At 51.2% G+C, this 14,115-nt stretch carries 13 protein-coding genes; 3 read left to right on the top strand and 10 right to left on the bottom strand.

Annotated features, from left to right (window positions below; translation table 11 throughout):
• On the top strand, window positions 1-686 hold a 686-nt coding region (locus tag J4G02_12095), incomplete at its 5' end, for a hypothetical protein (GenBank protein MCE2395320.1).
• Between the two features lie 66 nt (window positions 687-752).
• Here J4G02_12095 and J4G02_12090 read toward each other — a convergent pair.
• The 8 genes from J4G02_12090 to J4G02_12055 form a co-directional block, all read right to left on the bottom strand.
• A complete protein-coding gene (locus J4G02_12090; GenBank protein MCE2395319.1) occupies window positions 753-1,421 on the bottom strand; it encodes a cupin domain-containing protein in 669 nt (222 codons plus the stop codon).
• A 47-nt stretch (window positions 1,422-1,468) separates the two neighbouring features.
• Complete coding sequence (locus tag J4G02_12085; GenBank protein MCE2395318.1) at window positions 1,469-3,115, bottom strand: hypothetical protein; 1,647 nt, start codon at window positions 3,113-3,115, stop codon at window positions 1,469-1,471.
• Window positions 3,116-3,134: 19 nt separating this feature from the next.
• Window positions 3,135-4,568 (bottom strand): hypothetical protein, encoded by a 1,434-nt coding sequence (locus J4G02_12080; protein ID MCE2395317.1) that lies wholly within the window; start codon window positions 4,566-4,568, stop codon window positions 3,135-3,137.
• 28 nt (window positions 4,569-4,596) lie between these two features.
• Entirely contained in the window at window positions 4,597-6,180 is a 1,584-nt protein-coding gene (locus tag J4G02_12075; GenBank protein MCE2395316.1) for a hypothetical protein, read from the bottom strand.
• 50 nt (window positions 6,181-6,230) lie between these two features.
• The gene (locus J4G02_12070; protein MCE2395315.1) at window positions 6,231-7,274 is read right to left on the bottom strand and encodes a Gfo/Idh/MocA family oxidoreductase; all 1,044 of its coding nucleotides are present in this window, start codon (window positions 7,272-7,274) and stop codon (window positions 6,231-6,233) included.
• Between the two features lie 479 nt (window positions 7,275-7,753).
• A complete protein-coding gene (locus J4G02_12065) occupies window positions 7,754-8,794 on the bottom strand; it encodes a mandelate racemase/muconate lactonizing enzyme family protein (protein MCE2395314.1) in 1,041 nt (346 codons plus the stop codon).
• A gap of 114 nt (window positions 8,795-8,908) precedes the next feature.
• Window positions 8,909-9,811 carry a phytanoyl-CoA dioxygenase family protein gene (locus tag J4G02_12060; protein MCE2395313.1) on the bottom strand — a complete coding sequence of 301 codons (903 nt, stop codon included), beginning with the start codon at window positions 9,809-9,811 and terminating at the stop codon, window positions 8,909-8,911.
• 64 nt (window positions 9,812-9,875) lie between these two features.
• On the bottom strand, window positions 9,876-10,709 hold the full coding sequence (locus J4G02_12055) for a hypothetical protein (protein ID MCE2395312.1): 834 nt from the start codon (window positions 10,707-10,709) through the stop codon (window positions 9,876-9,878).
• Between the two features lie 198 nt (window positions 10,710-10,907).
• On the opposite strand from J4G02_12055, the gene J4G02_12050 reads away from it, so the two are divergent.
• Both J4G02_12050 and J4G02_12045 read left to right on the top strand, forming a co-directional pair.
• Window positions 10,908-11,138 carry a hypothetical protein gene (locus J4G02_12050; protein ID MCE2395311.1) on the top strand — a complete coding sequence of 77 codons (231 nt, stop codon included), beginning with the start codon at window positions 10,908-10,910 and terminating at the stop codon, window positions 11,136-11,138.
• A gap of 88 nt (window positions 11,139-11,226) precedes the next feature.
• On the top strand, window positions 11,227-11,571 hold the full coding sequence (locus J4G02_12045; protein MCE2395310.1) for a DUF2335 domain-containing protein: 345 nt from the start codon (window positions 11,227-11,229) through the stop codon (window positions 11,569-11,571).
• Between the two features lie 183 nt (window positions 11,572-11,754).
• Here the strand turns inward: J4G02_12045 and J4G02_12040 are convergent, their stop codons facing one another.
• Window positions 11,755-13,548, bottom strand: coding sequence for a hypothetical protein (locus tag J4G02_12040; protein MCE2395309.1), 1,794 nt, complete (start codon window positions 13,546-13,548; stop codon window positions 11,755-11,757).
• Entirely contained in the window at window positions 13,549-13,998 is a 450-nt protein-coding gene (nusB, locus tag J4G02_12035; protein ID MCE2395308.1) for a transcription antitermination factor NusB, read from the bottom strand.
• Window positions 13,999-14,115: the final 117 nt, after the last annotated feature.

Genomic DNA, 14,115 nt, shown 5'->3' with positions numbered 1-14,115 from the left:
TCATGGAGCGAGCCGAAGAGGTTTACACCGTGATAGCACGGGGGCAAAACGATGATGGCAGCTGGCACAAGCGATTTCAAGTTTCGACGCCGGACAAACTGCCGAACCAAGGACCCTACGGCATGGCAACGGAAGGGACAACATTGGCGGTGGAGATGGGAACGGCTCAGCCTTTTACCAATGAGGAGTACTGGAAATGGAAAGGTATCAGTGCTGGGGAAGTTGCCGCTCCAAACTCAGAACCACCCATCCGGGTGTTACCGATGGAGGAGCAGAAAGGATATCAGACGCACTATCTGATGGTTGGGTTGGAGCTGCTCCACCGTATGACTGGACGGGATGATGTGGCGGAAGTTTACCGCCGTGCTGTGGACTGGTTTTGCGGCTATCCAGATCCGCTCAACGCTGAATTTGCCCTGCAACAGCGTTACGGCGGCATCATCTGCCGGCACCTCGCCTATGCCTACCAGTTGACAGGAGAGCGAAAATATCTAGAGATTGGATGGACAGTGCTGCGGCGACTTATTGAGGATCAGGATTGGAGCGATGATCCGAAACGTCAAGGTGCGGTGGAATTGACCCCGATGACAATAAGCCTGCTCTTTTTCGGCGTTCCGTATTTCCTTGGGAAACTGAGTGAGGCAGACATGGGAGAGTCAAATGAAAGTGTGCAGGTGGGGGAGTGAGCCGAGACGAAGGCGTTGATTTCTTCCTTTCCGCTGGATTTTCGACGGATAACAATTTAGATTATTCTACTCGCGAGCCAGAACGACGCGAGCACCTTCAGTCGAATTAATCTTCCTCACAGCCCCAGCTTTGAGCATCGCTAAATCTTCACCCGACAGTTCAAGTGCCAATCCATCAACTGTCAAGTTAATCGTTCCACCGACAATCAGCCAATGCTCATTGCAGGTCAAAGGTACTTCGTCAATTCCCTCGCCGGCCCCGAATGCGACCACTCGCCACTCACTTAATGGGCAACGCGATCCACGGTTCGAGATGGGGCCCGTATTGCTTTCACCGGGAACTACAAACCCTGGAACGGTCGGAATCGGAGGCCCTGTCTCTTCGACCAAGATATGTATCGGTCGCTTTTGTCGCTCAAGTTGCGTCACGATGGCGTTATTCTCGTAGCCGGTAAACATCTGGAACCGGTGCACAACGCCCATCGGCGTATAAACCAGCGTATTGGGTGTGATCTCGAAGCGTTGATCATCTAGCCAGACCTCCCCGCGTCCGGCGGTGAAAAGCCACAATTCGTCATTGTCGTGATAGTGTGGCTCAACGCCTGTACCTATCTGTTGGTCAGGAAAATGACGGAATGCGCTGAGGGCGGTCCAGTCTGGATAAATCCCTTGTTCCCAATAGATATTGTTCGAGTTGCCTGAACGGATCATGTAGTGTTGGTTTTCGATTATCATTTATCCCGCTTTCTCGTTTTCTAGTTTTGTCCCGGTTAATCAACGCACTAGCGATATTTGAGGTGTACTTCTAGTTTCTCAATCAGGATTTGATGCTGGACTTCAGTAGAGCGCATCGGGGCAGGGATGCCCTTCCCACTTCCGGTCACTCGCACACCGACGAGATTATCGCCGACGGCTAGAAACTTTGGTTGGACCGCGAACACGAGCCAGCCTTCTTCGACCTTCGGTGTTTCTAGCAGGATATTGTTTACTCGCACCTCGATTTGATCTTCGATCCCTTTAGCTGCTGGATTGTTCTGAAGGGTGTCGGGGTGACCGATGGTCGCCACAGTGACCTGTTGAAGTCGATCGTCATCCGAGAGATTTTCCGCCTCCGGATCGGATAGCAGCAAGCGGAGTGTAATTTGGTTGACGCGATCTGTCTCCGCAGACACATCGTCTGCGACAGCGATTGTTAAGAGGGTATCTACTTTACCGTCGTTGTCTAGGGGCGCGGGCAGCTGCCCGAACATATTTGTGTTGAAGTACATGAATCGTGGCGTGCTCCAATCTTCTGGATTGGGTATGACGGTCGTACCGTGGCCTCCCCCGCGACGCTGCACGACGAAGATTTTGTTTTTGTGTTTGATGACCTCCGAATCGCCGATTTCCTGATACGCCTGACGGTGCGTATGCCAGCCCTTCTCTAAGTACATCTGACCGACAACACTATCTGTTCCTTCTGGGGTTGCGTGCGCGAAGTTGAAGGTCTGCACACCATCTGCACCCTGCTGATACCAATTCGTTACCACACCGCGCATCACCTCAATGGGGGGCCATTGGTAGCCGTCTGAGGCGTGGTGGTCGTCGATGCACGGATAGAGTTTGATGTTCGTCCCTTCCGTAATCCTACGGAACGCCGGAATGTCCACGTCGAACGATCTACACCCCATGACGAAGATATCCAGCAGCTCCTCCTGCGCCCATGTTTCGGGATCGATACCATCAAAATGACACCCCTCCAAGTTTTCAGGTATACGCGCCGCAAGCAGAAGCGGACGCCCACGTTTGCGCGCCACCTCCTGCAACATCGCTCGTGTCGCCCGTATGAAATCGGTGAGTCTATCGCGGTATTCCCACTGATGTCCCGGTGGCAGGACGGGACAGACTCTCGCAAAGTCCAACTCGATACCGTCGAAGTCGTAATCCTCCGCTGCTTCACGGAGAATACTCAGCTTGTATTCGTGGACACCCTCAAGGGCGAAGTTCCAATAACCGTTAGCGTTCCATGTGTGGATAAGCCAGTCGGGGTGTGCCTCCTTCATCGGGATCTCCGCGACGGGACCCAAGTCGTTGTCCGAGCCGTTGATCCGGTAGGAAAAGAACGATTCTATACCCCGCTGCTTCGCTGCGTCAAGGAACACCTGCACGATGTTAACCCCATCGTCCGCCCACTTTTTGAATCCGGGCGAATCGTAGAGCGGTAGGACTTCGCTCGGATACGGTGCCTGATGCCCCTCACCCCAACTCCAGTAGACACTGTCGATATGCGTCCCCGGCTCGTCGGCGAACATAAACTTCCACTCGACCAACCGCTCGATTTCTTTTGTGGCGAATCTTGCGCCATCCGCTGAAATAACGTCGAAGTTGACAATTATCCGCCGACGTCGATTTATCGCATCAATGTGTGCTGAAGAAAGTTGTCCTTTCATTCGGACTCAATCCCTTCTGTTATCGGAGTTGGAACGCATACAATTTCACCGACTGTCCCACGAACCGCAGGCGCACCGTTTGTCCTTTGAGCCCTGAGAGGTCTTGTTTGCCGTTCCACGTTACGATCTGGGCTGTGCTGCTTCCGCCGAGTCGATCTGCGTCTGCTTCCGTGAAACCTTTTAGGGGTTGCAGCTCTTCATCCAAGATTTCGACCTTGAGCCAACCTCTAGCACTGCCGTCCATGTTTACTTCTAGGTGATTCCCTTCAACAGTGAAGGGTAGCGTGATCAGCCAACCCTCCTGTCCGGCAGCATCTTGAGAGGCAAAACCGTCAAGACGTAGAAGGGCGGATCCGATGGCTGGACAGGATTCTTTGCTAGGGACTTTATCGTGGGGTTGATCATAACCGGTGTAGTAGAGCCGAAGTTCGTCACCGATGGGCAACACACCAACCCCCATATAGAGCATCATCGAGTCAAAAGCACCATCGGGGCCGAGCCGCACAAAGGGTTCTCGCCATCGTGTGAAATGTATCCCATCACGGCTGGCCGCAAGTTGGATGTCCAGTGCGTCGGTGGTGTGATAATAAGCGGCGGTAAAGATGAAGTATGCGTCGTCCGCTAAGGGATACTTTACCGCTGCTGTGTCGTAGAGGCCACCACCCCACATATCCGCATCTTCGGGATTGTCGAAATCCGGCTCATGGATTTTTTCTGGCACGGGGAAGTTCTCGAAATCCGTGCTTTCTGATCGGGCGATGGCACGGTAGTCAAAGGATCCACGCAGTGCCCCGTCCTCCACCCGCAGATATTCGTTCCAGCGGACATACGCCACGTACTTCTGGATACGATCGTCCCAAAAAGCCACATTTCTGGTGTCCGTATACCACGGCATAATCAGTTTTTCGCAGGGTGTCCAATGGATTCCGTCAGGCGAATACAAACCACCCACGCTGCCGTAATGCCATGTTTCCGGTGGGTCTTCGTCGTACCGGAACCGTGCCCCACCGCAATTTACTGCTACATAGTCATACTTTCCAGCACCAAGAATGCACTTGAAACGCCGTTCAGGTTCGGCAGATGGGTCTTTGAAGATGCTTCCGTGATTGAGATCGAGAGAGATGATGTTATTTTTCAGCGAGCCTTGGTAGTCTATGAGTCCAAGGCTGGGACGCTCCCAGTGAATCCCATCCGTAGATGTGGCGTAGCAGTCTCGTGGAGTCCCGTCCTCTCCGGTGGCGGAGTACCACATCTTGTAGACACCTTCATCTAGCATCACCGAGGGATTATTACATCCGCGCGACTCCCACGGTTTTTCAGGTGCAAGCACGGGCGTATTGGCCCGTGTGGCGGAATTCATGGTAGTGGTAAAACCCTCTTTCGCTTCAACAAGCGCATCGTCGAAGAGGAGTTGTTTTGCTGTTCCGAAGGATAAGGGATTCGATTGAGGCATGTAATTTCTCCTTATTACAAACTAATAACTAAATTCCAGAGTATTCGTAGGGTCCCAAATCCGCATCCTGACCCCGATGAAAATGCTTGCCCATCAGGTACTTAATCTCCAGTTCCACATCGCGGATATAGCTTTCAGGGATTATGTCCGGATCTCGTTTCAGCAACGTGACTTCAAGCGTGTTGTCGCCGCATTGGGGCCAATGCGCTTCGTCCAATCGGTAGATAAACCAGTAACCCGATCCGGTGCGATAGCGTGGCGCAGTCATCCGGTACATCTCGTTCAGCTTGCGTAGTAGTTCCTCCGGTAGCTCTACCCCATTCAGCCGGAAACGGAAGCTATCCAGTTCTGTCGTGTTCATGACTCGTAGGCGGAGGAGGACTTCGTGGATGCGCCCAACCTGATTCCAGCGTGGCAGGTTGTCGCTAATCTTAAATTTCACCTCGGTGGGTCGGTCTACCGCCAATGCAGCCGGCAGTGACATGGCGATACCGGGTTCCGTAGGGGGTTTCGGATAGCGTCCCGTTTCCGTGGGAACGTAGTAATACTTATCCTTGGGTGCCATCACTTCAGGATGGGGCAACTCCCGCAGCTTTTCATAGAAATCCGCCTGATAGGGCCAATTACCGAACCAGTGCGCTAGGTAGAGTCCATGGACCCCTTGTGCCCAGTAGTTACAGGCGGTGGCACGAACCATTTCAATGGAGGCTTCCCCCAATCGGTCAGAATCCACATGGCTCTGAATAGCGGCGTGGACCCGACAGTTCGTTCCTTCGGCGGCTTCGACCAACGGACGAAAGTTGACTGTCGAATCCACCAACTCCGGTCCCGAAAACGTCTGCCCGATAACGACATCTACGATCCCTTGCTGCATCCAATCACGCACGTCCATGCCTACTTCCAGACAACCTTCAAGACTTGCGGGTATACGAACTGCTAATTCACGCCTTGCACCACTACCCTTGACGGCTTCATAGACTCGCCGAACCCACGCGGTCATAATCTCGCGTCCGGCTTCGACTTCGTCCGGGTGAAAGTAATACGGTGTGTAATTGAGTTGTAGTTCAAAACCGTCAATCGGATAGTTGTTCAGAGTCTCCTCGATGAGCGCAAATCTTTCCTCGCGCACCTCCTCGTGTTTGAAGTCAAGACAGGTGAGTCCGGGAAAGTCGGCATCCAGATCGCCACGTGCACCAATCTCCAAGTGTGGGTTGTCAAAACGGAAATTGGAGCAGCGCACATCTTGTTCGCGGGTAGCTCGTCCTTGTTGCACCAGAAGCGTGGGATAAATCAGCATTCCCTTCGTATGGGCGCGGTCACAGACGATGCGTAACGGATCATTTCCCGACTCGATCAGGTGTTTGGCGTTTTGATGCGCTCGACGAAAGACGAGATGGGGCCATTTTTCGACATTATGTCCCCAGAGTTCGCCGACCTTCGTATCGTGCAGGACGGTGCGCCCATCTCCGAGGCAAAACATCAGCGCCTCCACGGGTGTACCGACCAACTCATCGACGGCTGCCTCGTACTCCTCTTTCTGCATCGGTGGTTCGTACATGTAGATGAGTGGGTGGCGTCCATCGTGATAGAACATGATGCGTGGTTGTGACATGGTAATTTCCTTTTGGGGTTATGCTATTAGGAGACTAGACCGATTCACGGTTAGTCTGGAAACTGTGTTCCCTTTCGCGCTTTGGACATGACACGAATTGTCTCACGTGCCGTCGCTGGATCAACCGGCGGGGGACTACCATTGCGAATGGCGTCATAAAGCTGATCGTAGAACGATGTGCCGGGAGATACCTTAGCTTCAAGTTCCACTTTTTCAAACTCAATTTCATCGCCCCCTTCAACGCCATATTTTCGCTCAACTGCGAGGGGCCTATCAATCGCTTTGAGTGGCGCTAGGTCGTCTTTCACATAGTGCAGCACAGCCGTTCCCTCTGTAACGGTCAACGTACCGCGCGTCCCCATGAGCGTCCACGAAGGGAGGGCTGCTGCGCAGGCGCTTGTGAGTTCCAGATCAATTACCCGACCATTTTCGCCCCGCATGACTACTTTAAGGTGGTCTTCTGTATCGCCCGGTTGGAGGATCTGCTGAAGGTCTCCGAATACATCCACGATGGGCGATTCCATGAGGATGACACACTGGTCGACGACGTGTACGCCGTTATTGTTGAGCAATCCGCCGCCGTATTTCCGCAATGTCTGCCAATCGTTACGACGGCGATAACCGTAACCACCTGAACGGATGAAGAAGACATGCCCTAAGCGTTCGTCCTTGAGCATCTGCTGGATAAAGAGAAAATCTTCACCCCAGCGACGACTTTGATGGACAGTCAGGATCTTGCCTGCATTCTCGGCGTCAACAAGCATCCGATTCGCGTCTTCCAAGGTGGTCGCCATCGGCTTTTCGGTCAGGACATGTCGCCCGGCTTCAAGTGCGGCAATCGAGTGGTTCGCATGATCCACCGACGCGGTCGCGACGACGATGAGTTCGGCATCACAGTCCTTTAGTAGGGAATCCAAGTCGTTGAACGGCTGCGCGCCAGTTTCTTTCTGCGCCTGTCGTTGACGGTCAGGATCAGGGTCGGCAACGGCAACGACATCAAAATCTTTGCGTTCCTGCATTGTGCGGACATGGATATTCCAGCCAGCGCGACCTAGACCAATTACGGCAGCGCGAATAGGTGTAGGTGGGGTCATCCAGTGAGCCCTCCTTTGTTTAATTGGACTTACGCAGTTGAACGCTCAAAGCTAACCCCTTCCGCGACGCGGAATCTACACTGCTGTTTCAATGCCCCACTGGCACGATTTGGCAATTTGGCAGGGCACTGTCAGGTCCCAGAAAAAATTTCAACCTCCCATCGGGGGTTCATCAGTGGCGGGTATCTCTCTGGATCCCGATGGGGCCTAGCTTCAGGGCGTTTGTAGATTTTTACTACACAAGAGTAAGGTGCGTGTAGACGGCTTGCTGACCTGCCATATACGCACTATTTATGAACCGTTTTTCACTGAACTGTTACCATAACCTTGTCAAATGTTAGGGATTTATCAGGTCCCTGACAGGTCAAAACTCTGAAGTGCGTAAGTCTTGTTTAAGTTATACGGGTTGGGATTATTCAATTTCTTCTGCCGTAGGTAGTCCTACGATTTCCTCAACCGTGATTCATTCTTTCCGACATTTATGAACCGAGTGCGTATCGTTGTACCGCCTCCTCATCAAGTTCAACGCCCAACCCCGGTTTGTCCGGGACTAGTGCATATCCATCTCGGACCAAAGGCTCAGCAAGCAGGCTGTGCTCATGGACGAAGTTGCCGCATAGATCGCTGCCTAGGGTGCAATTTGGGGTTGCAGCGGAGGCGTGGAGTCGGAAAGCATCGAAGATGCCAAGATCAACATTGGAGGCTTGCCACACGGGAATGTCAGCGGCATCCGCGATCCGCGCCATGTCCAGAAAGCCCCAATCCGAGGGTGCAACATTAATCCCGTCCACAGCTTCCAGATATACCATTTCAATCACTTGACGTGGATTCTGAAGATGGGGCGCGATGAGGATTGATGTCTCTTCCTTGAGGTGTCGATAATCTTCTATGTCATCCTTGGGGATTGGGTCTTCAAAGATAATGTCATACATTTCGATTTCGCGTGCCAGCGCCAACGCTTGCTCGACGGTGTGAAATCGGTGACCGGGATCTAGGACGATACGCAGTGAGGGCGCAGCCTCGTGCATGGCGTGCACTCGGTCTGCCACATTTCCGTCATCTATAGTACATTTAATCTTAATGCCGTGAAAGCCCAATTCAGACGCTCGTTTGGCAGCAGCAGCGGACGCCTCCGGTCCCATCCGTCCGATCCAGTAATCAACGAGCACTCGGTCTTGGAACTTGCCGCCGAAGATACGATACAAGGGCAAGCCAGTTACTTTCCCGATTAAATCCAGCAGGGCAATATCGTATCCGCCGCCCCCCAAGCTGCGCGGCTCAAAGTCGAGCGGGTTCACTCCGATTAGATCTGGGGGTGCCTCATCGTGATCGCCAAAATAGGGTCCGCTCATACCGAGCCCAGTAATCCCTTCATCCGTGTGGATACGCAGCACATCCTGTCTTCTTTCCCCAAGAGGTGCGGGATAAGATTCGGTGAACTCCTCATATTCGGGCGGTGGCAGAATTCCGGGCAGAAACGGCACACAGACGACGGTGCGTTCCAGCTGCGTGATTTTCATCTGTTTCTTTCCTTAGTCGGTGGGAAAGACTGAAAGTGGGAAAGTGTGAAGGGGAGAAAGTGATAGGAGATTACTGTCTCCCCTTGCTTACCTGCTTACCTACTGCTTTTCCTCTTAGTCGTTCCAACGACTCGGATTGATTCCGGGCGCTTCAGTTGTCATCCCTTTCGGCTTGTGTTCAAGTTTCCAAGTGTCTCCGGTGGTATTGAGGCTCTGCAAGAAAGGCTTGGCTTGTTCCGGTGCGTTGGCGACCAGTTCAGGATCCCACTCCTTCATCGGTTGGATCGGTCCCGCCCAAGCTGGTCGATAACCGAACTGAATCAGTTCTCTAGGTGAATTGTCCGTGTTCGGATGCGTGGCATGGAACATAGTGCTTGGAATGATGACCGCTGATCCGGCTTTCATACACAGGGTGAGTTCTTCCGGATGGGACTTGTAGCGCACGTAAGGGCTTGCCTGTGCGTGGAAGGAGATATGGCTTCGTGGGATAACTCGAAACGGTGCGCGTTTTGGGAGGAGATCGTCAAGGTAGTAGAGAACTCGCAGCAACCGCGGGGAGCTGCCTTCATAGTCGAAGATTGAGGAGCCGTGGGGTTGACCATCAGTATGCATTGAGATTCCGGGTGAACCGGGATTCGTGCGTTGAAAGAAGCCGCGCGTGAATACGATGTCAGGTCCCATCAATTCTGTAAGAAACTCAATCATTGGCGGATGCCCGATTAGCTCCGCTGTCGTGCGACTGAACCATTGCGGTTGTACAGATCCAACGGTCTGGTACTCGCTATAGGGTTTCGGCGACATCCGCATGTCAGACAGTTCCGCTTTTAGTTTCGCGATGAGTTCCGCATCTAACATGTCGGGCAGCACAACGTAGCCTTCCACCTCGAAATGGCGAAGTTGCTGTGCCATCGTGAATGAGCTGAAATCTGTCTCATCAATGTTCATGAAGTCGATGACTTCGTCGGGATCGATTTTGGGGATAGTGATCTCTTGTTCGTGGGTAATGGTTTCTTGCATGGGTTCCTCCTTATCAAATGGGAGCGTTCTAAAAACGTCCGATAAATATTTGATTGAAAGTTGGTTATGACCAAACAAAAATTTCGTCATCGTCCGGGGACATAGCAAAGAAGATTGCCAATACAGCCCGCGGTCGATCGCCTACGACGAAGGGCACTTCGTGAATGTTTTCGGAATAGAAGAAGTAGAGATCGCCCGGCTCTAGCTGGACTTGTGTGCGGGGGATACCTTGCTCGGCGACGTATTCCCGGAAGGCGTCTTTCTCGCGTGCCTCCTGCACGGCATCCGACCAAGTGCAGTTGTAGAGAAAAGGTTCGCCGCTCTCACCCGCATCGTTAGAGTTTTGGAAACAGAGCACGCCAGCGTATTGATGTTGAAATCGTGAAACGGCATAGGTGAATAATTTCGATCGCTTTGCTACGGAATCGTAGTGGGGTCCGTGTCCCAACCCGTCGTGGTAGATACGGAATATAGCGGGACCGTAGAGGCTGCCATCGGGCTCCCGCGCAGTCATCACGTTCTTGCCTGGTGCGAGTTGTGACAGGGCGTCGTACATGGTCTTCACCGGGTCGTCGTATCCGTCGAACAAGACGTTGAAGAGTTCATGCGTCCCAGCGGAGTGGGTAAAGAATTCCTTGCGGTCGGAATTGTATCGTCCCAAGCTGGTGCCGATATCCACACGGTGAGGCTTTCCCTCTCCGACTTTGTGTGGATCATACATCAACCCACGCTCATAGAATCGCTGTATAAGCCCTGCACAGTGGTTGGGATTATAGGCTTGCCGCAGGAGGACGGCTGGCATCTCACCGGCTGCAAGTGCCATGAGCGGCTGCGGATATTTTTTAAGTATGTCTGTTAAGTTGCCCTCGAAGGGCGTCCATGGCTGGTTCTCTGTCATGATTGGATTGTTCCTCCAAAGGATTGTTGCTACAAAAAGATGGAATAACCGATCGGAATGACAAGTTATACAGCTTTATCCAAGATACGGTAAAATAGGTTGACAAAAAGAAACATTTTGATATAATTATGACCCGAAATGGTCCATTATAGTCCAAAATAATCCATCTAAATACATCTTACCACAAATTGAGAAAAAATGTTTAACAAAGACAATATAATAGCGGGAATAGGCAGCGTAGTTAATCTATTCGGGATTCAAAGCTCCAACCGATATGACGATTCTGCTGACGAGCATGACGCCTCTGCCGACTATAACGCCCTGAAATCTGACTGGATAGCTATAGGAAATGATATGTCACAGGCTATGGAGCTATTTGCAGCACGTTACGGGGATCCCATCAAAGGTAGGGTGAAAATGGATGGCTAACGAATCAACAGTGCCCCAACCTAAATCTGACGATGAAGTTCAAAGCCCGGCGTAAGGCCCCGAGAGCAGTGAAGAATTAGAAGAACTATTGGTAAGAGTTTCTGAAAAATTCGCTGGTCCTATTCCCCCACCTCCTGTGATGAAACAGTATGAAGACATTCTACCAGGATCGGCAGACAGAATTCTTAAAATGGCGGAAAACCAAAGCGAGCACAGACAATGGATAGAAAAGAAAAAACTATCTTTCTCCAATCGTGAAGTACATCTCGGTCAAGTACTTGGCTTTGCAATTGGTGTTATCGCTATAATTACTGGGGGATACACAGCCCTAAATGGTGCTCCGATTTCTGGCGGATTCATTGGGACAGCCGGAGTTGTAGGTCTTGTATCCGTATTTATTGTTGGAAGTAGCAGAAAGACCCCCAAAGAGTGAGCTAATCATTCTGTTTTGCCGAGAGATGATGAGAAACGAGAACTGAGCACCAAGATTATATCGCTTCAAGATAACTATGAAGAATGATCCTCACCCACCGCAGCGTATCTTTCACAACGATGTGTGAAAATGCCAACCATGTTAGCGGACCCTCCACTTCCAGCCCATCTATTCAAGATTTCATTAAAACATGCCATCAATGCTCAAGAGCGCGACAGTGCCGACAACTTGCATAAAGCCTGTCGCATACAGAACCTCTGTCTCATCAATATAGGCATACTCATTATAGCCGTAGGAGTGAGCCACCATAAACTGAAGTTGAAATGCCCTGCCGAGGTCGTAGCGCATCCCCGCACCCCAGCTAGAAATCCGTACCTTAAAGTCTAAAAATCGATTGTTGTCGGGATGGAGTGCCTCGTTGATGAAATCGTCTCGGGTCACATTAAGGTAAGCAAACGCGCCCGCCTCCCGATAGCGGTAGGGATTGTGATCCTGAATTAGTGTAAAGTCGATCTGAATCTGATCCTCCCATGACGTTTCGGTGCTTTCATCATCTTGGTTGAAGCGACCCCGGAAATCCTCGAAATCCGGCGTCCGGAAGTAACTGGTATCGATCGACTTGAAGTAGGTCAGTCCGTTAGAAATTGCGAATCGCAGATCTTCGTTTATGTCATAGGTCAAAGAAACCTCTGCCCCAATCTGATTCCATTTAATGCGTTCCTCAAAATCGGCTTTCGTTCCAAGGTCGTGATCTAGATCATCCTGATTGTCTATCTCAATATCCGCAAAATCATAAATGTACCGCAACTTTGCCTCTGTTTGAAACGCAGAGGATATCAGCGAAGAAGTAGGGGCGAACACCCTAAACTTCAAGGTTTCGTTGTCAACGAAATAGAGATTACCGGTATAATCGATGGCTTTGAGACCCAAGTGCGCTTGTTCTTCGTTCTCACGCTGGAAACGGATCAGGATCTTCTCGGCATATGCCCCATCGGCGTAAAATCGCTGAACCCGTCGGACACGGGTACGAAAGATGCGATAAGGGACATGCCCGAACTGAAATGGATGGTATCGCTGTCTAGGCAAATCGGAGGCATAATCCTTTTTATACTTGGCTTGATCTGCGACGAGGACAGTTCCGTCTTCTAATGCGATGAGATGGAAAGGCGATATAAACTGCCCGGCACGATCCCCGTATTCGCCAAATGAGAGTAAAAATTTTCCATCTCGATCATATTTCAGGACACGATGTGCATCCTTATCTACGATATAAAGGTTTCCCTCGCGATCGACAGTCATATCCGCAGCTTTGCTCAACTGTCCGGCACTGGGTTGGGATGTGGTAAAGATCCCTATGGAATTGCCATCTGCATCCAGCTTATAGATATAGCCATCATCGAAGACGTAGATACGTCCTTCATCATCGACCGTCAACAGCAGAGATCTTTGGGTATCGCCCTGCGGGATGATGAGCGCGTAGTTCCCTTCAGCGTCAAGCGCCGGTGCAGCGGCTTCAAGCGTGCCAATCCGCTTGGTTAAATCTTGCAGCGGATAGCTTGCAACGAACCCTCCTTCCGAATCGAATTGATGGATACAAGGAGCGTAGTTGAAGATGCGTGGGGATTCTGTGTCATCCACTTGTACCGTGATCCAGTCCACGACGTAAATTGTCCCGTCCACCCCAACAGCGATGTCCATCGGGTTGATAAAAAGAAACTTCTCGGGGGCAGTTCCCTGAATCTCAAACAGGAAGCGTCCATCGGGATCAAGTTTTTGGATGCGAAGATTTTCGGTATCCACGATATAAATCCCGCCGTCCCGATCGAATGCAAAAGATGTTTTCTTTGCGAATTCGCCCTCACCCTCGCCTTTTCCTCCAAACTCCCGGATAAATTCAACTTCTTGGTGTGCATTGGCAAGGGGATAGATTATGAAACTTAAAATCAGTCCCCAAAATACTTTACGAAATATTACCAACTATTCACTCCTACTGGTTCGTAGCTCCGCTAGGCTAACCATTTCGGTTCCCATGTCTTTGATTTTATCCAAAATCGCATTGATAAACTGTGGTGAATCCTCGGTACTGTATTTCTTCGCTAGTTCAATAGCTTCATTGATTGAAACAGCAGGCGGAATATCGATGAGATAGAGTAGTTCATAGGTGGTGCTCCGCAGCAGGCATCGGTCGACCACCGGCATACGATCGATTTTCCAATGCGTTGCTGCTGAACGGATCGCCGTATCGATCGTGGTAAGATGTTCTATTGTGCCCTCTACTAGCAAGTTGGCAAAACCTTTAACGGTTTCCGGTGCATCGTTTACCTGCCAGAAATATTCTTGGATGTGGTGAATTGAATCCTTCGTGATTTCTGCCTGATACAGCATCTGCAGGGCAAGAATCCGGGATTGTGTGCGTGTCTTTCTCATGATTATCCGCCTGTGGGCAAATCAGACAAGCGCGGTCCTTATCTAACTCCACTTTAGCCCTAAAACCCCGTCTTTTAAGGCGGGGATACAGGGACGCTTTAGCACCGTTTTTCGAGG

Source organism: Candidatus Poribacteria bacterium (assembly GCA_021295755.1).
Taxonomy (GTDB): Bacteria; Poribacteria; WGA-4E; order WGA-4E; family PCPOR2b; genus PCPOR2b.
This window is presented reverse-complemented; position numbering and strand designations above follow the sequence as displayed.